This is a genomic window from Tardiphaga sp. GW821-FHT12E02, assembly GCF_058807155.1.
Genome location: NZ_JBXAQK010000001.1, coordinates 1 through 23,733, shown reverse-complemented (window position 1 = coordinate 23,733; position 23,733 = coordinate 1). Strand labels below are relative to the sequence as shown.

Annotated in this window: 19 protein-coding genes, 1 tRNA gene and 2 pseudogenes; 12 read left to right on the top strand and 10 right to left on the bottom strand. The window is 62.1% G+C overall.

Annotated elements, in window-relative coordinates:
* Positions 1-162: 162 nt before the first annotated feature.
* From AC1RQ5_RS00110 to AC1RQ5_RS00100, 3 genes are read right to left on the bottom strand one after another with little or no spacing between them, the layout of a single operon-like run.
* Positions 163-897: a response regulator gene (locus AC1RQ5_RS00110; protein WP_493196627.1), complete on the bottom strand. Its 735-nt coding sequence runs from the start codon at positions 895-897 to the stop codon at positions 163-165.
* Positions 894-2,648, bottom strand: coding sequence for an ATP-binding response regulator (locus AC1RQ5_RS00105; protein ID WP_493196625.1), 1,755 nt, complete (start codon positions 2,646-2,648; stop codon positions 894-896). The genes AC1RQ5_RS00110 and AC1RQ5_RS00105 overlap by 4 nt, the downstream gene beginning before the upstream one ends.
* Positions 2,618-4,603 (bottom strand): sensor histidine kinase, encoded by a 1,986-nt coding sequence (locus tag AC1RQ5_RS00100; RefSeq protein ID WP_493203238.1) that lies wholly within the window; start codon positions 4,601-4,603, stop codon positions 2,618-2,620. Before AC1RQ5_RS00100 ends, AC1RQ5_RS00105 begins: the two co-directional genes overlap by 31 nt.
* A 270-nt stretch (positions 4,604-4,873) precedes the next feature.
* On the opposite strand from AC1RQ5_RS00100, the gene ugpB reads away from it, so the two are divergent.
* A complete protein-coding gene (gene ugpB / locus AC1RQ5_RS00095; protein ID WP_493196624.1) occupies positions 4,874-6,199 on the top strand; it encodes a sn-glycerol-3-phosphate ABC transporter substrate-binding protein UgpB in 1,326 nt (441 codons plus the stop codon).
* A 92-nt stretch (positions 6,200-6,291) separates the two neighbouring features.
* Here the strand turns inward: ugpB and AC1RQ5_RS00090 are convergent, their stop codons facing one another.
* The 4 genes from AC1RQ5_RS00090 to AC1RQ5_RS00075 form a co-directional block, all read right to left on the bottom strand.
* Complete coding sequence (locus tag AC1RQ5_RS00090; RefSeq protein ID WP_398478058.1) at positions 6,292-7,134, bottom strand: energy transducer TonB family protein; 843 nt, start codon at positions 7,132-7,134, stop codon at positions 6,292-6,294.
* Complete coding sequence (gene exbD, locus AC1RQ5_RS00085; RefSeq protein ID WP_398478056.1) at positions 7,131-7,568, bottom strand: TonB system transport protein ExbD; 438 nt, start codon at positions 7,566-7,568, stop codon at positions 7,131-7,133. The genes AC1RQ5_RS00090 and exbD overlap by 4 nt, the downstream gene beginning before the upstream one ends.
* 5 nt (positions 7,569-7,573) lie before the next feature.
* Positions 7,574-8,353: a tonB-system energizer ExbB gene (gene exbB, locus AC1RQ5_RS00080; protein WP_493196623.1), complete on the bottom strand. Its 780-nt coding sequence runs from the start codon at positions 8,351-8,353 to the stop codon at positions 7,574-7,576.
* Between the two features lie 127 nt (positions 8,354-8,480).
* Positions 8,481-10,556 carry a TonB-dependent receptor gene (locus tag AC1RQ5_RS00075; RefSeq protein WP_493196622.1) on the bottom strand — a complete coding sequence of 692 codons (2,076 nt, stop codon included), beginning with the start codon at positions 10,554-10,556 and terminating at the stop codon, positions 8,481-8,483.
* 372 nt (positions 10,557-10,928) lie between these two features.
* Between AC1RQ5_RS00075 and AC1RQ5_RS00070 the strand changes: the two genes are divergently transcribed.
* The 9 genes and pseudogenes from AC1RQ5_RS00070 to AC1RQ5_RS00030 all read left to right on the top strand — a co-directional run bounded on the left by AC1RQ5_RS00070 (position 10,929) and on the right by AC1RQ5_RS00030 (position 19,078).
* Positions 10,929-12,401 carry an MFS transporter gene (locus AC1RQ5_RS00070; protein WP_493196621.1) on the top strand — a complete coding sequence of 491 codons (1,473 nt, stop codon included), beginning with the start codon at positions 10,929-10,931 and terminating at the stop codon, positions 12,399-12,401.
* A gap of 4 nt (positions 12,402-12,405) precedes the next feature.
* Positions 12,406-13,230, top strand: coding sequence for a trehalose-phosphatase (gene otsB, locus AC1RQ5_RS00065; protein WP_398478048.1), 825 nt, complete (start codon positions 12,406-12,408; stop codon positions 13,228-13,230).
* A 157-nt stretch (positions 13,231-13,387) separates the two neighbouring features.
* Positions 13,388-14,863, top strand: a complete 1,476-nt coding sequence (locus AC1RQ5_RS00060; protein WP_398478046.1) for a trehalose-6-phosphate synthase — start codon at positions 13,388-13,390, stop codon at positions 14,861-14,863.
* Between the two features lie 150 nt (positions 14,864-15,013).
* Positions 15,014-15,103, top strand: a tRNA-Ser gene (locus AC1RQ5_RS00055).
* Between the two features lie 90 nt (positions 15,104-15,193).
* Positions 15,194-16,777, top strand: coding sequence for a DUF6538 domain-containing protein (locus tag AC1RQ5_RS00050; protein WP_493196620.1), 1,584 nt, complete (start codon positions 15,194-15,196; stop codon positions 16,775-16,777).
* A gap of 54 nt (positions 16,778-16,831) precedes the next feature.
* Positions 16,832-17,137, top strand: coding sequence for a DUF8359 domain-containing protein (locus tag AC1RQ5_RS00045; protein ID WP_493196619.1), 306 nt, complete (start codon positions 16,832-16,834; stop codon positions 17,135-17,137).
* A gap of 312 nt (positions 17,138-17,449) precedes the next feature.
* A pseudogene (locus AC1RQ5_RS00040) lies at positions 17,450-18,088 on the top strand (excinuclease ABC subunit A); the annotation flags it as partial.
* A gap of 109 nt (positions 18,089-18,197) precedes the next feature.
* Positions 18,198-18,602 (top strand): annotated as a pseudogene (locus AC1RQ5_RS00035) (DUF4174 domain-containing protein).
* Positions 18,603-18,610: 8 nt separating this feature from the next.
* Complete coding sequence (locus AC1RQ5_RS00030) at positions 18,611-19,078, top strand: metallophosphoesterase family protein (protein WP_493196618.1); 468 nt, start codon at positions 18,611-18,613, stop codon at positions 19,076-19,078.
* Between the two features lie 64 nt (positions 19,079-19,142).
* On the opposite strand, the gene AC1RQ5_RS00025 is transcribed toward AC1RQ5_RS00030, so the two are convergent.
* A complete protein-coding gene (locus tag AC1RQ5_RS00025; protein ID WP_493196617.1) occupies positions 19,143-19,340 on the bottom strand; it encodes a DUF3072 domain-containing protein in 198 nt (65 codons plus the stop codon).
* An 86-nt stretch (positions 19,341-19,426) separates the two neighbouring features.
* Between AC1RQ5_RS00025 and AC1RQ5_RS00020 the strand changes: the two genes are divergently transcribed.
* Together AC1RQ5_RS00020 and AC1RQ5_RS00015 are read left to right on the top strand one after the other, a co-directional pair.
* Positions 19,427-19,564 (top strand): hypothetical protein, encoded by a 138-nt coding sequence (locus AC1RQ5_RS00020; RefSeq protein ID WP_493196616.1) that lies wholly within the window; start codon positions 19,427-19,429, stop codon positions 19,562-19,564.
* A gap of 54 nt (positions 19,565-19,618) precedes the next feature.
* Complete coding sequence (locus AC1RQ5_RS00015) at positions 19,619-21,781, top strand: exonuclease domain-containing protein (RefSeq protein ID WP_493196615.1); 2,163 nt, start codon at positions 19,619-19,621, stop codon at positions 21,779-21,781.
* Between the two features lie 90 nt (positions 21,782-21,871).
* On the opposite strand, the gene AC1RQ5_RS00010 is transcribed toward AC1RQ5_RS00015, so the two are convergent.
* Both AC1RQ5_RS00010 and AC1RQ5_RS00005 read right to left on the bottom strand, forming a co-directional pair.
* Positions 21,872-22,447, bottom strand: coding sequence for an MOSC domain-containing protein (locus AC1RQ5_RS00010; RefSeq protein WP_493196614.1), 576 nt, complete (start codon positions 22,445-22,447; stop codon positions 21,872-21,874).
* A gap of 204 nt (positions 22,448-22,651) precedes the next feature.
* Positions 22,652-23,239, bottom strand: coding sequence for a DUF763 domain-containing protein (locus AC1RQ5_RS00005; protein WP_493196613.1), 588 nt, complete (start codon positions 23,237-23,239; stop codon positions 22,652-22,654).
* Positions 23,240-23,733 lie beyond the last annotated feature (494 nt).

Here is a 23,733-nt window from a genome sequence, read left to right as displayed (position 1 = left end):
CGTTGGATCCAGTTGTTAAGGTTTGCCGGTTTCAGGACGGCGGCTTGAAAAGCGGAAAATGGTTTCGTGGTAGGGAAGAATTGTTTCGTCGGGGCCGGGGCGACGAAACATTCGGGCATGAAAATCGAATGTTTCTAATGAGATAGCATTCCGGACGGCGGATTAAGCCTTCTCGCCGGCGGGCGAGAACAAATAGCCGCCCCCGCGGATTGTACGGATCACGGCGGGTTTTGTCGGGTCGGGCTCGATCTTGCGGCGGATGCGCATGATGCGGAGGTCCACGGCACGGTCGAACGCTTCTGCATCGCGGGCATTGGCGAGCTCCAGCAGCCGCTCGCGCGACAGCACGCGTTTCGGATTGGCGGCGAACACCTTCAGCAGGCCGAATTCGGACGCCGTGAGCGGATGTTCGTTGCCTTCCTCGTCGCGCAGCGCCTGGGCTTCGAGATCAAGCCATTTGGTGCCGAAGCGGACGAGATGATCCTTGCTGTTCTTTGCCGGTGCGGCCTCTGCAGCAGCCTTGGCCGGCCCGCTCCGGCGCAGCACCGAGCGGATGCGTGCCATCAGCTCGCGCAACTCGCAGGGCTTTGCGATGTAGTCGTCGGCGCCGAGTTCGAGGCCGACCACGCGGTCGATCGGGCTCGCCGTGGCGGTGAGCATGATCACCGGCACATTGATGCGGCTCTTGAGATCACGGATGATCGAGAGGCCGTCTTCCTCGGGCATGTTGAGGTCGAGCACCACGAGATCGGGCACCTTGGTGTCGATCTCGCCGCGCAGGCTTTTGCCGCCGTCGCAGAGCGTCACGGTGAAGCCGTGCATCTTCAGATAATCGCCGACCATCTCGCGGGCGGGTGCTTCGTCATCGACGACGATGATATGCGGGCTCGTGCTCATGACTGGGCCTCGATGGTGGCCGGCAGCAGGATGGAAAATGTCGCGCCCTGGCCGGGGCCGGCGCTGTCGGCGGTGACCTCGCCGCCATGCATGTCGACGATGCGCTTGACGATGGAGAGGCCGAGGCCGGTCGAACTCTCGCCGCCGGTGGGTTTGGCGGACAGACGCTGGAAGCGGCCGAACAGGCGGTCGAGATCTTCCGGCGACAGGCCTGCGCCCTCATCGCTGACGCTGATGCGGACATGATCGGCATCGCCATCGACGAGAATATCGATCTTGCCGCCGATGGGCGAATATTTGATCGCGTTGCTGACGAGATTATCGATTGCCTCGCGCATGCGATCGGCATCGCACATTGTGAGATCGGAATGGCCGGGCGATGACACCGTGAGCTGCTGCTGCTTGTTGACGGCCGAGGGACGATTGGCCTCGGTCACTTCGGTGACCAATGCCGAGAGATCGACGGGCTCGCGGCGGATGGTGATATCGAAGGCATCGGCCATGGCGTCGGAGATCAGGTGATCGACCATCGAAGTCAGGCGCTTGGTGGCATCGCGAATGTGATCGATCTGGGCGACGACGCCTTCCTTCGCCGAGCCTGCAGCGATCAGCTCGGTCAGCATCTCGGTGCGGCCGAGAATGACGCCGAGCGGGTTCTTCAGGTCATGGGCGACGGTGCCGAGAATTTCGTTCTTGAAGCCATTGGCGCGCTGCAGCCGCAGCCACTGTGCTGAGAGCCGGCGATTGGCCTGCATCAGCGCGCGGGTGCGCTGGGTGACGCGATCCTCGAGCTGCGTATTGGCGACCTGGAGCTGCTGATACAGGATCACATTGTCGAAGGCGATGGACAGGCGGCTGCCGAACAGCTCCACCAGCGAGCGGTCGGTCTCGGAAAGTTCGCGCTCGGCCTGCAGAAGCACCACCACTTCGCGGCCAGAACCGGTGCGGATGTAAAGTACGGTACGGTGATCGTCGAAGTCATGTTTGCGGCGGCGGAAGGCGTCTTCCACCATCTGCCGCAGATCCTTGTCGAGCAGATCCGGTTTCGGGCAGCCGGTGAAACGGCTGTAGCAGCCGGAGCCCGCGAGCACGGCAAAGTCTTCCTGGCCGCTGCCGCCATCGCGCAGCACCAGGATGCCCGCACAGTCCACATTGAGCAGCGAGGCGATCTGGGTCAGCACGCCTTCAGCCAGCCGCTGCATGGAGCGGAAATCGTACAGCGTGGATGCGGCGTCGAGGATGATTTCGAGGCCACGCCGGGTCTGCACCATGCGTTCGAGCTGCTGATAGGAACGGAGCGCCGCGGTCAGCGAGGTGAACAGCTTGTCGGCGGTGAGTTCGGTCTTCGCCTTGTAGTCATTGATGTCGTAATCGACGATCACGCGGCGCTCGGGTGCCTGGCCGGGCTGGCCGGTGCGCAGGATGATGCGGACGGTTTCGTTATGCAGCTCGTTGCGGATGAATTCGACGAGGGCGAGACCGGCATCGTCGGTTTCCATGATGACATCGAGCAGCACCGCGGCGATGTCGGGATGCTGGCGCATCAGCTCGCGGCCCTCGGCCGCGGAGTAAGCCGAAAGAATTTCCAGCGACTGGCCGTTCAGCGCATAGTCGCTGAGCGCGAAGCGCGTGCCTTCATGCACCGCCTGATCGTCGTCGATGACGGCGATCTTCCATTTGCGGGCATGGGACTCTTCGAGTACCTCGCCGTCGTCTTCGATCAGGTAGAGGACATCGTCCTGGTCGGCCATTGCTGCGTCGTCCCGTCAAATGAGCCGGCGGCACCGGTGGCGCTACGCGGCATGATAATTCGAAATGTCGTGCCTTGCCCCAAACGGGATTCCAGCATCATGCGGCCGCCCAGTTGCTGGGTGACCAGATTGTAAACGATATGCAGACCGAGGCCTGTGCCGCCGTCGTTGCGGCGCGTCGTAAAAAATGGATCGAATGCCTGCCGTTGTACGTCAGGGCTCATGCCGACGCCATTGTCCGAGAAACTGATCTCGATGTCATCGCTGCCGCGCGCCTTGGCGGTGATCGAAATCGCGCCGGGATGCCCTTCCGGGAAAGCGTGATTGGCGGCGTTGAGGAACAGATTGGTCAGGATCTGGCCATAGGAGCCGGGATAGCCGTCCACCAGCAGGCCGTCCGGTACATCCACCGTGATACTGATCGGCGCCTTCTTCAATACCGGCCGCAGGCTGGCGATGATCTGGTCGGTGGCCTCGGAGAGGTTGAACTGACGGCGCTCGGCATGGGAACGGTCCACGGCGACCTGCTTGAACGACTGGATGAGGTCGCCCGCGCGATGCAGGTTGGCGACGAGTTGCTGCGCAGCATCCTGCGATGTCCTGACGAAATCCTCCAGCTGCGAGCGCTTGAGCGGGGACTTCGAGCGCAGTTCGGCATCGAACATCTCGGCGCGACGGGCGAAGCTCGATGCCACCGTGAGGCTGATGCCGATCGGATTGTTGACCTCATGGGCGACGCCGGCGACGAGGCCGCCAAGGGCGGCGAGGCGTTCGGCATCGATCAGGTTCTGCTGGGCGGTGTTGAGTTCGACCAGCGCGCTCTCGGCCCTTTCCTTGGCGGCGCGCAGTTCGAGTTCGGCGTCGCGCTTGGCGATGGCATTCTGGCGGAACACCTCGACGGCGCGCGCCATTGCGGCGATTTCGTCGGTAGCGGTCGTGCCCTGCACCTTGCGATCGAGATCACCGGAGGTGATGGCTCGCATCGAGGTCATGATCTGGCGTAGCGGCAGGCGGATGCTGAGCGTAATAATGATGCCGGCAGTGAGGATGATGCCGAGGAAAGCGCCTGCAATCACCATCACATTGCGGGAGATCGCGGCCAGCGTACGGGCGAAGGTCGTTTGCGCAGCCTGTTCGCGTTGGCGCATCTTCACCGACAGGCCATCGATGGCGGCGATGGTTTCGGCCTGGCTGGCATCGATGGAGTTGCGCAGCAGATCGGTGCGGCTGGACAATTGCTCCGACAATTTGGCGAGGCCTTCGCGCAAGGCGATGGCGCGGCCCCGTAGCCGCTGCAGGGCGATGCGCTGCAGGTCATTGTCGGAGAGATCGGTCATCACCGGAATGGTGCGTTCGATCGTCTCGGCATTGCGGCGGGCCTCTTCGGCGGCGGCCGAGGCCAGCGAGAGATAGTAGGAATTCGCCGCCACCAGCATGGCCGTAAAGGCTTCGCGTGACTTCCCGAGCGCCGGCCAGATCAGGGCATCGCGCTGCCCGGTGGCCCCTTCGATGATGGAATAGAGACCCGCCATGTCCTTGGCCGGGCCGAGCACCTGGTCCTCATAAGTCTTGGCGATGGTGGTCTGCAGCGCGCGCAGCTCGCCGAAGCCCGAGAGGAAGCGTTCCGTCACGCGCTCCAGTTCCTCGACCGATCCCGAAATCATCGGGTCGGTGGAGGCGCGGGTGTTCAGCGTGCCCAGCACGGCTTCGCGCAGCAGCAGGATCTCGGCGAAGAGTTCGGGGCTCGGCTGGTTGATATAGCGATGGATCAGGTTCTGCAGCCGGCCGGTCTCGCTTTCCAAGAGCGCCAGCACCTGGTCGGACTGGCGCACCTGGCGCACATCTTCCCAGGCTGAGGACAGAACGCGGGAGCCACTCCAGATCAGGCCGGCCAGGACGAGGACAACGGCCGAATTCAGTGCTGCAATGGAGAGAATGCGCCAGCGGATCGGAATCGCGCGCACAAGCCCGACGATGCCGGTCCGGCCCTGAGCCGCCAGCCCTTCCTGACCTTCGGATACTTCACTTTGGCTTGTCACCACGAGTGTGTCATCTGGCTTCGGGAAAGGTTCATCTGGCGGACAAACTAAGTCTAAGCTCTTGCAGCTATACTTGCGATTGAACCGAAAGGCATCGGAATTTAACACAGGGTGGCGGGTTCATGCTTAATTCGCCCTTGGCCGTACGCAGCGGCCCGTTAAAACCTTGTCGGACATGTCATTTTCATGATGCGAAAACTCGCGCTGGGATGTTTTGCGCTGCTCGCGGCCATGCTGCCGGCGATCGCGCCGGCGCGGGCGGCCATCGAGGTGCAGTGGTGGCATGCCATGTCCGGCGAGCTGGGCCGGCAGGTCGAGAAGCTGGCGGCCGACTTCAACGCCACCCAGACCGGTTTCCGCATCGTTCCTGTCTACAAGGGCAACTATACGGAGACGGTGACGTCGGCGATCTTCGCCTTCCGCTCGCGAAGTCAGCCGGCCATCGTGCAGGTCAACGAGATCGCGACGGCGACCATGATGGCGGCCAAGGGCGCGACCTATCCGGTCTATGAGCTGATGCGCGACCAGGCGGAGAACTTCACACCATCGGCTTATCTGCCGGCGATCACAGGCTATTACACGGATACGGCGGGCAACATGCTGTCGTTTCCGTTCAATGCCTCGACGCCGATCCTGTACTACAACAAGGATCTGTTCCGCGCGGCCGGCCTTGATCCCGAGCAGCCGCCGAAGACATGGCCGGAGCTGGCCAGCATGGCCAAGCGGCTGCGCTCGGCGGGCACCCCTTGCGGCTTCACCACGTCATGGCCGTCCTGGATCAATGTCGAGAATTTTTTGGCGTTTCACAATATTCCGATGGCGACCAAGTCCAACGGTCTCGGCGGCCTCGATGCGGTGCTGACCATCAACAATCCGACCATGGTGCGCCATATCGCGCAGCTGGCGGAATGGCAGAAGACAAAGCTGTTCGACTATGGCGGCCGCGCGACGGCCGCGGAGCCACGCTTCCAGAAGAGTGAATGCGGAATATTTCTGGGCTCGTCCGGCACACGCGCTGACATTCTCAAGAATGCAAAGTTCGACGTCGGCTATGGCATGCTGCCTTACTGGTCGGATGTGGCCGGTGCGCCGCAGAATTCGATGATCGGCGGCGCCACGTTGTGGGTGCTGCGTGATCGCCCGCGTGACGAATACAAGGGCGTCGCAAAGTTCTTCGCCTTCCTGTCGCAACCGGACATTCAGGCGGCATGGCATCAGAACACGGGCTATCTGCCAAGCACGCGTGCGGCCTATGAGCTGACAAAGTCGCAGGGCTTCTATCAGCGCAATCCCGGCACGGAAAAATCCATCGAGCAGATTACGCTCAAATCGCCGACGGAGAATTCGACGGGCTTGCGACTCGGCTCTTTCACGCTGATCCGCGATGCCATCGAGGATGAGCTGGAAGCGGCGTTCGCGGGCAGGAAGCCGGCACAGCAGGCGCTCGATGCAGCGGTGGAGCGCGGGAATAAATTGCTGCGGCAGTTCGAGCGGGCCAACCCGGCGCAGTAATCGTAGAGCGGATGAGCCGAAGGCGTCATCCGCCGGCCGAGTATGTGTGGCGAAGAACGGCGGATGACGCTGCGCTCATCCGCCCTACAGCTTCACCGCAAATCATACGACAGCGGCAGCGTGAACGACTGGCTCGACATCGCCATCTCGGCGGGGAAGGGCGGAAATGGCTGTGCGCGGCGCACCGTTGCCACGGTCTCGGCATCGAAGGCCGGATTGCCCGACGAGCCGATCGCACGCACCGACAAAACACTGCCGGAACGGCTCAGCGTGAACGCCACCATGGTGCGGACCTTGCCGCTCTGTCCGTTGCGCGCGCCGGACGGATACTGCTTGTAGCGCTGCACATGGGACTGAACGAGCTGATTGTAGCTCACGATGGCGGCGCGCGAGGCGCCGGCCATGGCGGCCGACGTCGTCGGCGCGGTGTTTTCGGCGCGCTGCGGCGCGGTGGTGCGCGGCGCCGGTTTGCTCTCGACCGGCTTCTTCTTCACCTCGGCCTGGATGGGCTTCGGCTTCACCGGGATCGGCTTCGGTGGTTCGGGCGCGACCTTGGCGGGCTCCGGCGGTGGCGGCGTCGGTTCGACCTTCTGCTCCGGCGGGGCTTGAACCTCGGCCTTCTCCATCAGAGGTGTCGGCGGAATCTGTTCTTCGACCTGTTGCTGCGCCTGCGGCTCCGGCAGCGCGGACGGCGCCTCGGCTTCCTGCATCTGCGGACCGGGTGCCACGTCCTGCACCTGCGCTTCCGGCGCGGCCGAGACGGGCGATAGATCGATCATCACGGTGGTTTCGGCAACGCCCGGCGGTGCGTGGTTCTGATAGAACGCGATGCCCGCCGCGATCAGGCCGGCGTGAATGGCGATGATCGCCAGCGCCGAGCCTGTCCAGCGCCAGGCGGCTTTGTCGCCGGGGTGATGGAGAGCGAAGGCGTTCATTGCAGCGCGGCACGTCCGTCGAGGCCGACCAAAGCGATCTTCAGATAGCCGGCATTGCGCAGCATGTTCATCACTTCCATCAGGTCGCCATAGCTGACGGCCTTGTCGGCGCGCACGAAGATGCGTTCGTCCTTGTTGTTCCTGGTCGCCGTGCCAAGCGCCTCGCCCAGTCCCTCGCGCGGCACCACGTCCTCGCCGATACCCAGCGTCATGTCCGGCTTCACGGTGACGAAGACCGGCTTGTCCGGCCGCGGCTGCGGTTCGGCGGTCGATGCGGGCAGATCGACACCCATGTCAACGGTGGCCAGCGGCGCTGCGACCATGAAGATGATCAGCAGCACCAGCATCACGTCGATGAATGGCGTGACATTGATCTCGTGATTGACTTCGAGATCGTCGCCCGCGCCGATACGGCTGCCTAACCTGGAGCCCATCGCTCTTACTCTGCTGCCCGCGCCAGCGGCATGCCGCGGCGGCTATGGTCGCGGCTGATCAGCAGCATGACCTGTGCGGAGGCGTCGCCCAACAGCGCGCGATAGCCGGTGATGCTGCGCACCAGCGCGTTGTAGATCATGACGGCCGGGATCGCGGCGACGAGGCCCAGTGCGGTGGCCAGCAGCGCCTCGGCGATGCCGGGAGCAACGACCGCGAGATTGGTGGTCTTGGTCTCGGCGATGCCGATGAACGCATTCATGATGCCCCAGACCGTGCCGAACAGGCCGATAAAGGGCGAGGTCGAGCCGATAGTGGCGACGATGCCGGTGCCGCGCGCAATGCGCCGCGCCATTGCGCCTTCGACGCGCTCGAGCCGCAACGCAATGCGCTCCTTGAATCCGTCGTCGAAAATGCCGTGCGAAAGCTCGGTCTCGCGCACGGCGGTGTGGATCAGTTGCGCAACGGCATCGCGGGCGTCGGCGCTGTCGCGTTCGACCTGGCGCAGCGAGGTGTCGCTCTCCAGCATTTCGAGCCGGCTATGCGCGAGATCGGTTTCGCGGCGCAATTCGATGGTCTTGGCGAGCCACACCGTCCAGGTCGCCAGCGAGGCGCAAGCGAGGCCGACCATCACGGTTTTCACCACGATGTCGGCATTCTGGAACATGCCCCAGGGCGACAGATTGGCTGGCAGCAGTCCCTCGGCGCCGGCGGCGAAGGCGGGTTTAACGGTGAGCGTGGCGAGTGCTGCGGCGGCGAGAAGGAGCGTGGAGCGGGAGCCGGTCATCGAAGCTGCATTCCGTGGATCGTGGCCAAGTGCAAAGTGCGGCGGACCATATCCCCCGACACCGGCGATGTCGCCACCGTGGCGGCGTGTTGTGATCTAAACTGGAGCGATTCCAAGGTCATGGCGGTTAGAATCGCAAGGTCGTGAACAGTCGCACGCCAAGGCCGGGCTGCAACACCTCGGCCTTCTTGAACGATATGTGGTTGCGGATGCGCTCGTCGAGCAGATTGTCGCCGACCACACCAAAAGTGATGTCGCGCATGCCGCCGTCGATTTTCGTGAAGGTGTGCGTGTAGCTCACTTCGGCCTTCAAAAGATTGTAGCCATTGGTCGGTGTCTCATACTCGGCGATGTCGTTCTGGGTGAAGGCATGCAGCAGGCCGAGCCGTGCATACCATTCCGCACTGCGCCACCAGACGCCGCCGCCGACCCGCATCGGCGCGATGCGCGGTACGCTGCTGCCATCGGCGAAAGTGGCGCGCACCACGTCGAACTGGCCGTCGAGGCCGAACATGCCGTCATGGATGGGGGCAACGTCGAGCTGCGCCATCAATTCAGCGCCGCGGAAGTTCGCATCGCGCTGGCCATAGGCGACCTGCATCAGCGGGCCTGCCGCGCCGCAGCTGGCGAACACATCGGTGCAGAAATTGCCGGTGAGCTGCTTGAAGATGAAGTCGAGATAGCGCGTGTAATAGATGCTGGCCTCGAAACGGAACTGGCCGGCCGTGCGCTTGAGGCCGAGTTCGACAGACTCGGCCGTCTCGATCTTGAGATCGGGATTGCCGATCACGAATGTGCCCGAGGCGCCGTCCGAGCCGCGCGAAAACAGTTCGGGTGCTGCGGGTGCGCGCTGGGTGCGGCTGGCATTGAGCGACACCACCATGTCCCACGGCAGCGATTGCAGCAGGCCGAAGCTAAAGCTCATCGGCGTGAAGTTACGCGTCGCGGATGTTTCGGTGAACGTATCGGGCGGCGGCAGGAAATTGGCAGGGAAGGTTGCGGCCATACCGGAAACCGTGAGGGTTTCGATACGGCCGGCCGCCTGCAGCTTCAGAGTATCGTTCAGTTGCAACTGCTCGAAGGCAAAGCCGCCCACGGCGTCCGTATTGGTCGGTGCGAGCAGGCCGCCCAACACGCCGGCGGTGCCGAGCTTACGATTAGAGGCCTGGATGCCCCAGCTGCCGGTCAGCGCGCCGAATGGCGTTGCGACTGCCGCATGATCGAGCTCGATGCGGCCCTCGATCTCCTTGTTGGTGATGGTGTTTTGCAGGCCATCGACGCCGTCGCCGCCGATGCCGAGCTCCTTGTGCTTGTAGTCGCTGACGCCGACGGCGAAGCGGATCGCGTCGATCTTGTCGTTCGGCGCGCGCCATTCACCCTTGGTCGTCCACTTGGTCTGTTCGAGATCGATGCGCGTGCGGCTCGCGGACTCGGCGATGCCAGGAATGTGGTAGAGGCTGGTAATGTGCTGGAGCGCGGTGCCGATATAGCCGCCATCGAAGATATACGAGCCGCCGATGGCCTGGCCTTCGGATTGCTGGCGCGTATTGGCCTGCACGCCGCCGCCGGGAATGCGGTAGTCGCCGGCGCGGCGGGCGAACGCATCCACATGAATGGCGACATTATTGCCTGACGCATCGATGCTTGCCGCGCCATCGACGCTGCTGTCCACCGATGAGCCGCCACCCTTGATCTTGGCCGCAAAGCCGTTCGGCACTATCGCCTCCGGAATGCGGTTGTTGACGGCATTGACCACGCCGCCGATCGCCTGATTGCCATAGCGCAGCGTGGCCGGGCCGCGGATCACTTCGACTTTGTCGGCGGTGAGAGGATCGACCGGCACCTGATGGTCCTGGCTGAAATCCGAGACGTCCTGGCTGCCGACGCCGTTTTCCTGAATGCGCACGCGATAATCGTCGAGGCCGCGAATATTCGGCCGGCTCGCGCCCGGCGCGAAGGTCGAGGCGGCAATGCCGGGCTGGGTCGCCAGCAGATCGGCGAGGGACGACGAGGTGGCGCGCTGCAGCGCCTCGCCGGAGAGCTGGGTGGTGGATTGGAAGGCGTCAGCCTCCTTCTTTTCGCGCTCTGCGGTGACAGTGATCTCCGACAACGCTTCCTGCGCGCGCACCGCGCCGGCGCTCGCCCCAAGGATGCAGGCCGCTCCGGAAAGCGCCGCCGCCGATACCCAGTTCCCCAAACCCAAGCTGGACCCTCGTCTTTACTGCGAATGCTAATGCGAACTAGTCGCAATAAGGGAGGGGAACGCAGGCATTGTCAAGCGCCAGTCTCGAGCCGGTAGGATGGTTGAGTGGAGGCACGCAGCGCCGGAGCGATAACCCATCACCGCGCCCTTCGAGATCGCAGGATGGGTTTCCGCTGCGCTTAATCCGTCCTGCGGGCTACTGCGGCCCTCTTCGGGAACCTTCGCAGCGGCAACCGGTTAGCCCGGCGTGGGAATTCTCTGTCAGGACCAAATCGACCCGTGCCTGTGGGCGTCGGGTGATCTTCGTTTTGGTGTTGCCGTCTTGCCTTTGAACCGAGGGGCCCCAGTGTCGATGCTTCGGAGCAGGGCGATATGAATAACGCGCCAGCGATAGCGCCGGACGGGCTGCCGGCGCAGGGTGCGCGTGTAATTGAGACCGATATTCCATCGCGCCTCGACAATCTGCACTGGAGCGGTTTTCACACCCGCGTCGTGATTGCGCTTGGCGTCACCTGGATTCTCGACGGGCTTGAAGTCACGCTTGCCGGCGCGTTGTCCGGCGCCCTGAAGGACGACCCCGTCCTCAAATTCTCTAATCTCGATATCGGCATCGCCAGCAGCGCCTATCTCGCTGGCGCCGTGACTGGCGCACTCGGTTTCGGCTGGCTCACCGATCGCATCGGCCGCAAGAAACTGTTCTTCATCACGCTGGCACTTTATCTCTCAGCGGCTGCGGCGACGGCGTTCTCCTGGAGCCTCGCCAGCTACGCGCTGTTTCGGTTTCTCACTGGTGCCGGCATTGGTGGTGAATACACGGCGATCAATTCAACGATTCAGGAACTGGTGCCGGCGCGCTATCGCGGCTGGACCGATCTCGTCATCAATGGCAGCTTCTGGCTTGGCGCGGCGATGGGCGCCGTCTGTGCCATTGTGCTGCTTGATCCCGCCGTGGTGTCGCAAGCCTATGGCTGGCGCATCGCCTATTTCACCGGCGCTGCTATCGGCCTCGTGGTGTTGCTGATGCGCATGTGGATTCCGGAAAGTCCGCGCTGGCTGATGATCCATGGCCAGCCGGAGCGGGCAGAAGAGATCGTGCGCGACATTGAAGCGTCAGCGCATCAAAAGCCCTCACCTGATGTGATCGCCTCCCTGCCGAAGATCAAGCTGACCCAGCGTGATCACACGCCGCTGGCGGAAGTCGCGAAGACGCTGCTGGTGTCCTATCGCCAGCGCTCGATTGTCGGGCTGGTGCTGATGGCGGCGCAGGCATTTTTCTACAATGCGATCTTCTTCACCTATGCGCTGATCCTGACGGATTTCTACGGCATCTCGTCCAGCCATGTCGGCTGGTATCTGCTGCCCTTCGCGGCCGGCAATTTCCTCGGGCCGCTGCTGCTCGGGCGGCTGTTCGATACGATCGGTCGTCGCACCATGATCGCCTTCACTTATGGCATGTCCGGCATCCTGCTCGCCGGCTCCGGCTATCTCTTTTCCATCGGCGTGCTGAGCGCGCAGACGCAGACGATTGCCTGGATGGTGATCTTCTTCTTCGCATCACCCGCTGCCAGTGCTGCTTATCTCACGGTGAGCGAGACCTTTCCCATCGAGGTTCGTGCGCTGGCGATCGCATTGTTTTACGCCATCGGCACCGGTGTCGGTGGCATCGCCGGCCCGGCGTTGTTTGGCGTCCTCATCGATACCGGTTCGCGCAACAGCGTGTTCGCCGGCTATCTCCTTGGTGCTGTCCTGATGATCGCAGCTGCGATCGTCGGCTGGCGCTATGCCATCGCGGCGGAACGCAAGCCGCTTGAATCAGTTGCACGGCCATTGGCCGCGACGGAGTGACATCATGACTTCACCGCAGAAAATCATCGAAATCGCTTTGGATGAAGCGCCGCCCGCTGCATCCGCAATTTTCGACCATGTCGATATCGAATTGCCGCGTCTTTCCGAATGCGCGCTGCTGCTCGATATCGACGGCACATTGCTCGATATGGCACCGACGCCGCGCGAAGTCTGGGTGCCACCGGATCTCGCCACCAATATGGGCAAGCTGCTGCAGCGGACCAATGGCGCCATGGCACTGGTGTCCGGCCGCTCCGTCAACGATATCGATTTGATCTTCGCGCCGCAGCAGTTCCCTGCGGTCGGCGGCCATGGCGCCGAGATGCGGCTTGCGCGTGAGGTGGAATCCGTCTCATCCGGTGCACCACCGATGGACAAGGAATTGAAGCGGCGGCTAGCTGCGATCGCAAAGCTCTCGCCCGGAATCCTGCTGGAGGACAAAGGCTATTCACTCGCGCTGCATTATCGCCTCGCGCCCCATGCGGAGAAGGCGATCTATGATGCGGTGTCGGCGATCCGCGCCGATCTGCCGAATGCGCCGATCGAAGTGCTGCCTGGCAAGTTTGTCTGCGAGATCAAGCCGTCGGGATTCACCAAGGCGACCGGCGTGATCGAGTTGATGACGCATGAACCGTTCAAGGGACGGCGTCCGATTTTCCTCGGTGATGATGTGACCGATGAGAGCGTATTCGCCATCATGCCCGGCATGAATGGATTGGCATTCTCCGTGGGCCGACATGCGCAAGGGGTTGCAGGGCATTTCGCTGAGCCGCGCGACGTGCGTGCGTGGCTCGGACGACTTCTGATCGATGATGCAAAACTCGCGTAAGGGCTTCGTCGCGTCACTATGAAGCGACGGAACTCCACAAAAATGTCCGGTTCCATTCCCACGTGCCCGAATTTGGTTTCATTCGGGTCGAATGATGACCAGGAACCATATTGATGAACGGACGTTTATTCTCGACCAGCCATCAGGAGGGAATCTTGTGAATCTCGTCGTCGTCTCAAACCGTGTCTCCCGCGCTTCGGCCAATGAACCGATGACGGGAGGATTGGCTGCAGCATTGCTGCCCGTGGTTGAGAAGTCCGGCGCGATTTGGGTTGGTTCCTCCGGTCGTTTGCGCGAAGGCGCGCAGAAAGAACCGTTCGCTGAAATTGAAGCCCTGGGTGCGGGCGCGTTGGCGATGCTCGATCTGCCGGCCGCCCATTACGAAGGCTATTATGAAGGCTTCGCCAATTCGGCGCTGTGGCCCGCGCTGCATTCCCGCACCGATCTGATCCGCACCACGCAGGACAATTATCAATCCTATCGCGAAGTGAACTCGTTCTTCGCGCGTGCGCTGTTGAAATTCCGCAAGCCCGACACTGCGTTCTGGATTCAGGATTATCATTTTCTCGCGCTTGGCGCCGAGTTGCGCACGCTTGGTGTGACGCAGCCGCTTGGCTTCTTCCTGCATACGCCATGGCCGACCCGCGATATCTTTGGCGGGGTACCGCATCATCGCGAACTGGTTGAAGCGATGTTGGCTTACGATCTCATCGGCTTCCAGACCGATGGTGATCGCGACAATTTCCTGTCTTATGTCGAAGGCGATCTCGGTCTCGAGGTGTCCGCCGGCACCGTACAGTCACGTTATGGCGCGTCGCGCTGCGCCGTGTTCCCGATCGGCATTGATCCCGCAAAGTTCGCTGCCTTCGCAGCGAAATCGTCGTCGCATCCAGATGTGTCGCGGCTGCGTCGCAGCCTGAATGGCGAGAAGCTCGCAATCGGCGTCGATCGCGTCGATTACTCGAAGGGTCTCGTCAATCGCATCGAAGCATTCGATCGCATGCTGACGGCGAAGCCGCAGCTCAAGCGCTCGGTCTCGCTGCTGCAGATCGCGACTTTGTCGCGCGGCAATATCGAGGCTTATGGCGACCTGCAGAATCAGCTCGCCAAGCTGGTCAGCGATGTGAATGGCCGCCACGGCGAGGTGGACTGGACGCCGATCCGCTATCTCAACAAGGGCTTCAGCCAGACCGTGCTCGCCGGCCTCTACCGCACGGCCCAGGTCGGCGTGGTGACGCCGCTGCATGACGGCATGAATCTGGTCGCCAAGGAATATGTCGCGGCTCAGAACCCGGTCGATCCCGGCGTGCTGGTGCTGTCGAAATTCGCCGGTGCTGCCAATGAGCTCGATACCGCCCTGCTGGTGAATCCGCACGATATCGACGGCATGGCCCGCACCATCGCCACCGCCTTTTCGATGCCGCTGCTCGAGCGCCGGATGCGCTGGGAAGCGATGATGGCCAAGCTGCGCGCCGGCACGATCCAGGAATGGTTCAGCGATTTCGTTGGTGCGTTGCAGGATGCCCATGCACTCAACGACACCGCGCAGAACGACAATATGCCGGGCGCAGCCCCGGTGGTCTGGCCGGTTCATTCGGTCGCTTCGGCGGCGGCCACGTCTCGTCTGCATTGAGATCTGGCTGTTCTGCTGCGATGATTTCGCGGCAGATGCGGCCTGCCAGGTAGCGAAATCCCCATATTTTCCAGATAATTGCGAAAAAGCGCCGATCCGCGCCGGCGCGCGCTTGCAAATCGGTCGTGCAGCCGTCATGAGAGGCGCACTGGGGAGGTGGCCGAGTGGTTGAAGGCGCACGCCTGGAACGCGTGTAAACGGGAAACCGTTTCGAGGGTTCGAATCCCTCTCTCTCCGCCAGTAGCTCCCCTAAAGCCCTGAAATTCAAATTGTTTCTTTCGAAACAAGGCTTTTGCAATCGGTCCGGTGGTACACAAAGGTGGCCACAACATGCGCCGAATTGCGAAGAAGATGCTCTCACCCTGGATAAACCCACGCAGCACCTCCTACTGGTTCCGTCGGCGTATTCCGGCGCGATACCGCAAGTTTGGCATGCCCGCCGAAATCAAGTTCTCGCTCGAAACCGCGATCTGGGAGGAGGCGGTCGCCCTCTGCGCGGAACACAATCTGCGCCTCGAGCGCGAGTGGAAGGTCGGCCTCGTCGGAGAGAAGCCGACGCAGATGTCCTCCCGGCAGATCGCCGGACTCGCTGGCGAGTTCTACCGCGAAACGATCGCGGCGCGCAGCGACGAGCCGGGCAAGGTCGCTGAGGTCGAGGCCGAGCTGAGGGACACCAAACGCCGCCGGTTTCCGCCGCCCGGCATCCCCATGCACGACCGTCATCTTTACGTCGGCTTCAGCGAGGAAGCGCGCGACTTCCTGACGTCGAAAGGCGTCATCCTGGTCGGAGAACGCCTTCAGTTGTTCCTGGAAGCCTATGTCGATGCCAAGACGATCGCGCTCGAGGAGCTCCTTCAAAACGCCGACGGCAAGTACAAGAAGAACCCCGCCGCCGAGGAGTTTCCAGCTTACGATCCGCCTGCGGACCCGAAACATCAGTTTGACAAGCTCTGGCCGGAATACATCGGCCCGAGCGGCCGCGCTCTGGCGGCGTCCACGGTGAAGCGCTGGCTCCCCATCATGGAAGCCCTGATGGCTTTCGCAGGAACGCGCGACATGGCCAAGATTACCCAGAAACACATCCTGGGATGGCGGGACAGTCTGCTAGAAAAGAAGATCACGCCGAAGACCGTGAGGTTCGCTCACATCTCCGCGGCACAGAGCTTCTTCGGGTGGGCCAAGCGGATGACACGCCTCCCGTCCGATCCCTCCGCCGACGTGCATGTCGAGGTCGTTCGCAAGAAGGACGTCAAAATGCGCGGCTTCCGGGATGATGAGGCCGCCAAGATCCTGTCCGCGGCAATGGCGCCGATGAGCGATCTGATGACGGCGGAGAACCGGGCGGCTCGGCGCTGGGTGCCTTGGCTGTGCGCCTATACCGGCGCCCGCATCAACGAGATGACGCAACTCCGGGCGATGGACGTCCACACTTACGACGGCATCTGGTGCGTCCACATTCGTCCGGAAGCGGGCACCGTGAAGACTCTCCGCGCCCGAAGCGTGCCCATCCACCCGCACCTGATCGAGCAGGGCTTCGTGGAATTCGCACAGCAGAAAAAGGGCGAGACCCCGCTGTTCTACGCTATCGAGCGCCAGCGCAAGAAAGACCGCAAAAACCCGACCTACACGTCCGTCGGCAATAAGCTGGCAAACTGGGTGCGGGAGGATCTTAAGATCACTGATCCGACCGTCGCCCCCAACCATGGTTGGCGTCATCGGTTCAAGACCGTAGCCCGCAAGGCAGGTTTGGACGCGGAAAAGCGCGATGCCATCCAGGGCCATGCGCCCCGCACCGAAGGCGAGAACTACGGGGAGGTCCCGCCGGACGTGATGCTGCCGGAGATTCTCAAGCTGCCGCGTTACGAGGTCGAGCCGGGTGAGCGTCTTGATCGGCGCCGGAAGAAGGTGGCGTGATGGCTCCCGCACTCGCCTGCTGCGTTCCGTATGGTGGTCGAACTCGGAGGTCTAATGTCGCCCCTAAGTGAGCCTCTCATCGTTCCCGTCACGATCCCCTGCAGCGTCGAAGTCGTTCCGCGCGGTCATCAAAACCGAAAGGGTCACATCGTCTGGGATAAAGGAGCCATCGCGATCGAGAAGGTGGACGCTGCGGAAGCACCGATCGCCTTCCGCGTGGTGGCGCAAGCTGCAGACCGTCGAGATTACGAAATCAGGCGCTTCCGCGGGCGGCTGTGGTGGCCGCTGTTCGAAGCGGGAGCCCCAATGCGGACCACTTCCTTCGTGGCGAGCGCCTCCAGCACCGACGGCTGCTTTTGAGCTCGCTGAATCTTTCGCCGTCGACATTGGCTGCTCCTCGCGATGCGAATGGATTCGAACTGCCGGGGTTTATCGGAAAGATCGAAGCGGACTCCCGAGCGGAACATTGGGTGCAGGCGAATAGATCCGCAGCGAAGTTGCTAAGCTGCGAAGGCATCATGTACGCCGAGGGCAGGATGCCGGCCTATTTCGCTGTTCGCACAAGTGCGCTGGCGCCCCTGGAATTCAGGGTCGGCCAAATGGAGGTCGGACCTAGCTTCCCGGGAGATCGATGGCATGTCGGTCCGGACAAATCTCGTCGGCAATCTGCCGTCATTCGATCCGGTGTCTGCACGCCGTCAGACCTGCCAGGGCGAGGGCTTTGTCAGCGTGGAATTGCTGTTTCTCCCAAGCGTGTACGCGCCGTGTCCCACCTGCCACGGCTCACGCTACAACGCCAAAACCCTTGAAATCAAGATCCACGAGAAATCGATCGCCGACGTACTGGCCATGACCGTGGACGATGCCTTCGCGATTTTCGTTGAAGACGCGTCACTGCGGCGCTCGCTAAGCGTCATCCGGGCGGTCGGCCTGGGCTATATCCGCCTCGGGCAGTCGGCGACCGAATTGAGTGGAGGCGAATCTCAGCGCATCAAGCTTGCAACGGAGCTGCAGCGGAGCCAGCGGGGCAAGACCCTGTACGTGTTGGACGAGCCAACCACCGGTTTGCATCCGTCCGACGTTGAGAAGCTGATGAAGCAGTTGCAGGGTCTCGTCGATGCCGGCAATACCGTGATCGTGGTCGAGCACGATATGACAGTGATCGCCGAGAGCGATTGGGTCATCGACATGGGTCCCGGCGCGGGAGATGAAGGGGGGCGAGTGGTGGTCGCCGGAGCCCCGGTCCTGGTCGCGAAGAGTGAGCGGAGCCAGACCGCGAGATTCTTGAAAGCCGCGCTGGGGCAATACTAGTGCGGCTAAATTTCGTAATCTGGCCAAGCCGGTTGACAGGCTCTTTCTTGTATCGACGATCGTTCCAAACCGGGCATGAGACGCGGGCCTGAAGGGGCGGGAGCTCAAGATGAAGTTACGAATTCTCGGCATGACGATTTTGGCGGGGATGACCGTAAGCATGAATGATGTTCAGGCTGCGCCGCTTGATCAGTTTCGGTGGAAGAACCGTGTATTAGTCGTTGTCGCTCCGCTTGGAGACCCCGCGGCTGCAGAGCAACGTCGTATCTATCATTCTGCCGTGAAAGGAATGACCGAGCGTGCCATCGTCCTAAGCGAGGCGGCCGACGGCAGCGAGCGATCTCGTCAGATCCGATCGCTGCTCGGGGCCGATGGTAAGAGATTTTAGGTGTTGCTCGTCGGCAAGGATGGCAACACGGCGATATTGTCCGATAAGCCGGTGGGGGCGGATGATCTGTTCGGCAAGGTCGACGCGATGCCTATGAGGCGCGACGAGATCAGACGCGCGCGATAGTCCGATTGATGACATTCAAGATCGGGATCATCTCGGACACACACGGTTTGCTGAGACCGGAGGCGGAACGATGCTTGGCCGGCGTCGATCACATCATCCACGCCGGCGATATCGGAAGTCCGGATATCGTCCCCGCTCTCGACCGCATCGCGCCGGTTAGCGCGATCCGCGGGAATGTGGATACAGGCGCGTGGGCCGATGAGTTCCCTGAGATCAGGACCGTGCGGATCGCCGATCGATCGATCTTCGTCCTGCACGATCACAAGACGCTTGAGCTAGATCCGAACGCGCTCGGCATCGATGTCGTCATTTCCGGGCATTCTCACGTGCCGAAGTTAGAAACGATCGGCGGGGTGCTCTATCTGAACCCGGGCAGCGCGGGACGGCGGCGTTTCAAACTGCCGATCACGCTTGAGACGCTCGAGATCACGCCGAATGGCATGCGGCCCATCATTCACGACCTCGCTAACGCCTGATTTTTGGTTTTGAGAAGGAAGGTCATGACAGTTGCCATGATGCGCAGAGCGGGCGGCCAATCTTTCAACCTTTGGACAGGTCAGCGTCTTCGCGGAGCTCGTCTATCAGCTCGGAAGCCTCGGCTTTCGTCAGCGCCTCAGTCGTCGGATCCGGCTTGTGAGCCTGCTCGCTGAGGGTTTTCAAATAGGAGCCCTGAGCCCCTGTCATCGGATCGGATCCGGAGACCCAGTCTTTCGGATCCTTCTGCGTGTTGTCAGCCATTTTTCAAAACTCCGTTGTGCCACAGCCCAACCTCCATCTTGCAATATCGTTCCTCTTATGTTCTTTGTGCGCGACGGAGGACGGTGATGGAAAAAGACGAACAGCAGGAACTCGTCCGGCTCTGGAACGAGCTGCGGAAAACGCGAGGTCATGCCCGCAAGGGAATCCGCACCCGTATACTTGAGAAGTTTTCGGAGCGAGTCGATGCCGACTTGGCCCCCTGAAGAAATCGAGCAGACAGCCGCCGCCATCGGTCCGCTCTCGGCGTTTTCTCGCTCATGAAGCCGCCCGTTCTACCGGTCTACTATTACCTCGACCGCTTTACCGAGATGCTGTCTCTCGTGGAGGCGACATATGGCTCGATTCTCACAGACGAGCATCGCGCGTTCGTTTCGCGGTTCAATGGCTTCACGCGAGATGCCCAGTGTCTGTTGATCCGGATGATCAACCGGCGTGGTGCGATCTTCAATCGTGGTCACTTCAGATACGAAGAGATTGCCGACGTCGATCGGGCGCTGGCAGATCTGCATGCGAGTGGCCACGCCAGACCACTGCGCGATGCTGATTACGATCGCTTCCTGCGTTGCCTGCCGAAGTCCGAACTGCTGCAAGGGGCGAAGAACGGTGGCTTTCCAGAACCGCGCACCTCGTGGTCAAAGCCGAGGCTCGTTGACTTCTATATGACGAGTGTGCCGTTCGAGACCGCAGTGCGTCATTGCGGAGGAGAGCGGTTCGTCGCGCTGGACGATACGCGACCGGTCGAATTTCTGCTCTACCTGTATTTCGGAAAGACGGAAGACGATCTCAAGAATTTCGCCCTGCGCGATCTCGGAATCCTGCGGATAAACAAAACATCGTCGTTCAGCGCTAGGTTCACGGACGGCGCGGAGGCGAGGGCGTGTTTTCACTATACCCGGCTGCTCGACGGTCTCGCGACGAAGTCGGTAGAGATCTATCGGCAGGCGATCGGCGAGATACTCTGCGGTCCCCCGTGTCCGAGCGATTATGCTGCGGACCTGCGAGGACGCGCTGCCTGCCAAGTCGGCCAGTTTTTCGAGAAATTGGGCGAGCGCGATCTTGCCCGCCAGCTCTACAGTGCCGGCGTATCGGCTGATTGCCGCGAGCGGCTCGTGCGCCTTGCATACGGTGCTGGCGACAAGGCCGAAGCGGAGGAGCTGCTCCGCCGAATGATAGACGATCCGGCGACAGACGAGGAATTTACCTTCGCCAGTGATTTTTACGCGCGCAAATTTGGTGGGCGCAGGACAAGCGCTTGCACCGAGTTGCTGCGCGCGGGAAGCACGATCACGGTCGATGACACCCACCGAGGGAATCCGGAGGCCGGCGTCGCGGGCGTCATGCGACGCCGGGGCTACAAGGTATTTTTCGCCGAAAACACGCTGTGGCAGTCGCTCTTTGGGTTGCTGTTCTGGGACGAGCTTTTCGAATCCGGGCAACTGCACAGCGGATTCGATTGGGTGCCGCAATGTCTGAGAGACAAAAGCTTTTCGCGGCGGTTCGCGGACCAGATCGAGGCGAAGCTCGCCGCCGTGCGGTCGGGGGAAGCGCTGAACGCTCTTCTGAAGACCGTGGCTGCCAGATGGGGACGGCCGAACGGTGTATTCGCGTGGGATCACGTCGATATGGACGCGTTGCGTCTGCTGCTTGCGGGGGCGGACAACGACGGCCTTTCCGCGATCGTCCGGGCCATGTGCGATGATTTCCGCTCGATGCGCGACGGCTTTCCGGATCTCATGCTGGCGAAGGACGGTCGGGTTTCTTTTATCGAAGTTAAGGCGGAAGGCGATGTGATCCGCCGCAACCAACTGACGCGTCTCCGGCAACTCGGCGACGCAGGCATCTCCGCCGAGATCGGCCGCGTCGACTACCGGTTCGATCCGGAGCAGGATTATGTTGTCGTCGATATCGAGACCACCGGTGGTTGGGCATCTTCGGACCGCATCACCGAAATCGGGGCGGTGAAGATCCGAAATCACGAAGTCATTGGCGAGTGGCATTCGCTTCTGAACCCGCAGAAATCGATACCCGCCAAGATCGTGCAGCTCACCGGGATCACAAACGAGATGGTACGTGGCGCCCCATTGTTCGCGGAGGTCGCCGACAGCTTCATGGACTTCATGGGCGACGGAATCTTCGCGGCTCACAATGTCAATTTCGATTACGGCTTCATCAGCCGCGAATTCGAACGCCTCGAACGGCGATTCAGGTTTCCCAAGGTGTGCACTTGTGCGGGCATGCGCAGGCGCTTTCCGGGCCACAAGTCATATAGCTTGGGTAACCTGTGCGTCACCTTCGGGATCGCATTGAAAGATCACCACCGCGCCTTGGCGGATGCACGAGCCGCTGCCCACCTGCTGAATCTGATGAATGCCAAGCGGGAGGAGGCGAGGATCGAGACGGCCTCCAGCGTAGCGGCCTAGCGGCGGCACGTCGACGTCCCAGGCTGGAGCCGAACTCTCGATGGCGCCAGGCCGTTGCGACATGGCGCGACCATCGCTTCCCTTTGTCACTCATTCGATGCGTTCGATCGAGTCCCCGAGGCTGGCCGTCCCGCTTCCGATGACTCGGGCGGTGATGCCACCGCGGCCCCGGACGGCATTGTACCCTCCTGCTCCCAGTGTCTCCTCCATCCGGCTGCATGGAGCGCATTCGCCGGAGGTTTCGAGCACGACTGTGCCGACGCGGAAGCGACGGTCCTTGAGCGCATGCAGATTGAGCCCGGACGTGAGCAGGTTTCGGCGCAGCAGGTCGGGAGCGAGCGAAGGCATGCCTATGAAGGCCGCAATGGCCGCGAGATCCTCTGCAGCGATTAGGGTCACCTGTCGCGGACCGTTATGGGTCGTCCGATACCTGTCCCCCTCGATGCCAACGCCGGCGGTCATGGTGGCGGTGTGCAACGCTTCCAGCGCCACGCGGCGTCCCGGCCGTACGCCGATCCATTCCAGACGGCCCGGTTGCATGGGTGCCGCCAGGAGGCGACCGAGAGGAGATTGAGGAGAAAACATACCGCCGACCAGCCGTTTCGAGGAACTTCGGTTGCACTCTACGTAGAAAATCATGCCCGGCACGCCAGAGGGCAATGCCAAACGGCGTTCCCTCTTTGCGGACAAGGACGTTACAGGTCTCTCATAGGAGGGATGCGGCGGTCCTCGATGGGCACCGCGCAGGTTCGTGGACGCACGAATGAGATCGGAGCGAATGAAGATTGTTGAGTCAATGAATCCAAGCATTCCCGACGCCCAACTGTCACTTAGGCGGCGTGCCACGAGCTCGCCTCGACATACGACGAGCTACGTCGAGCGTGGGCCGGCCGACGGACCGATCATGATTTTTGTGCTCGGCTGGCCAAGCATTTCCCTGATTTGGCAAGCCCAAATGGTGGCGTTGGCCGCCGACGGCTGGCGATGCGTGGCGCTGGGATTTGTGACGAAGAAGCCGTGCAGATAAAGGTCGAAGCCGTCCCGTACGGCGGCGGTATCGCCCTTGGCGACCAGACGGCTGGCGCGCGTGAGGGCGACTGCATCGAGGCCTGTGCGGTCGCCGAGCGCGCGGAGCTCATCCGGCGTCTTGCGCGATGCTGACCAAGGCCGCCGCAGACATGGGATGCCGAGTTCGTGCTGGAGCGGCCCCAGACCTCGCTTGAGGGCGACGATGACGCTGGTGGTGATCCCAGACGAATGCCAGTCCATCCCCATCATCGCGCCAAACGATTGAAACCAGAAGGGATGCGACAGGCGGCGAAGGAATTCGTCCCGGCCGTAATGGTGCACGATTGCTTGTGTCACGACCTCCCCGAGCGACGACATGCGGGTCGCCAGCCACGCCGGCACGCGGCCGCCATGAAGAGGAAGATCAGCGCTGCCGGTTCGTTTCGCCATCGGCGGACAAATATCCGGCTCTGCGCCCTCGCACGCCGCCCCAGCAGCCGCTCGCTCGCCAGCAACCGGCTTCGTCAGCGATGCTTCTTCGCGCGATCCAGGGTGGTGCGCAACTTGTCACGTTGTCTCTCCCAGCGTAGCTGTTCCGCATCCGCCCGCTCGTCGAGCTTCTCGCGTTCCGCCTGTAAGGCGGCTTCTCGGGCGTCGTGATCCTGTTCTGCGACCTCGAATGCTTGTTGCGCTTCGGCGATACGTGCCGATCGTCGTTCCCGCTGCTTCGCCTCAGCTATGTCCGCTCGACGCTGCGCCTGTTCGCGTTCCGCTGCTGCTGGTCGAACGCTGCCGCCGCTTTGCGCGCCGCGGCCCCATCGGGCTTACCGTTTTGCCTTCAGGCCGCCGCGCCGGCTCCTTTCGCTCCCTTGTCCGGGCGGACCCTACGACCAGATCCTTCGGCAGGCCGCTCGTCACCCTGAACGCGCCGTCTGTACCGACAG

What these genes read in the sequence shown, in the direction of transcription:
- AC1RQ5_RS00105 (WP_493196625.1), bottom strand. Translation starts at nt 2,648, where the DNA reads ATGGCCGACCAGGACGATGTCCTCTACCTGATCGAAGACGACGGCGAG.
- AC1RQ5_RS00030 (WP_493196618.1), top strand. Translation starts at nt 18,611, where the DNA reads ATGACATTCAAGATCGGGATCATCTCGGACACACACGGTTTGCTGAGA.
- AC1RQ5_RS00025 (WP_493196617.1), bottom strand. Translation starts at nt 19,340, where the DNA reads ATGGCTGACAACACGCAGAAGGATCCGAAAGACTGGGTCTCCGGATCC.
- exbB (WP_493196623.1), bottom strand. Translation starts at nt 8,353, where the DNA reads ATGACCGGCTCCCGCTCCACGCTCCTTCTCGCCGCCGCAGCACTCGCC.
- AC1RQ5_RS00015 (WP_493196615.1), top strand. Translation starts at nt 19,619, where the DNA reads ATGAAGCCGCCCGTTCTACCGGTCTACTATTACCTCGACCGCTTTACC.
- AC1RQ5_RS00050 (WP_493196620.1), top strand. Translation starts at nt 15,194, where the DNA reads ATGCGCCGAATTGCGAAGAAGATGCTCTCACCCTGGATAAACCCACGC.
- AC1RQ5_RS00110 (WP_493196627.1), bottom strand. Translation starts at nt 897, where the DNA reads ATGAGCACGAGCCCGCATATCATCGTCGTCGATGACGAAGCACCCGCC.
- AC1RQ5_RS00020 (WP_493196616.1), top strand. Translation starts at nt 19,427, where the DNA reads ATGGAAAAAGACGAACAGCAGGAACTCGTCCGGCTCTGGAACGAGCTG.
- AC1RQ5_RS00005 (WP_493196613.1), bottom strand. Translation starts at nt 23,239, where the DNA reads ATGGCGAAACGAACCGGCAGCGCTGATCTTCCTCTTCATGGCGGCCGC.
- AC1RQ5_RS00090 (WP_398478058.1), bottom strand. Translation starts at nt 7,134, where the DNA reads ATGAACGCCTTCGCTCTCCATCACCCCGGCGACAAAGCCGCCTGGCGC.
- AC1RQ5_RS00070 (WP_493196621.1), top strand. Translation starts at nt 10,929, where the DNA reads ATGAATAACGCGCCAGCGATAGCGCCGGACGGGCTGCCGGCGCAGGGT.
- ugpB (WP_493196624.1), top strand. Translation starts at nt 4,874, where the DNA reads ATGATGCGAAAACTCGCGCTGGGATGTTTTGCGCTGCTCGCGGCCATG.
- exbD (WP_398478056.1), bottom strand. Translation starts at nt 7,568, where the DNA reads ATGGGCTCCAGGTTAGGCAGCCGTATCGGCGCGGGCGACGATCTCGAA.
- AC1RQ5_RS00045 (WP_493196619.1), top strand. Translation starts at nt 16,832, where the DNA reads ATGTCGCCCCTAAGTGAGCCTCTCATCGTTCCCGTCACGATCCCCTGC.
- otsB (WP_398478048.1), top strand. Translation starts at nt 12,406, where the DNA reads ATGACTTCACCGCAGAAAATCATCGAAATCGCTTTGGATGAAGCGCCG.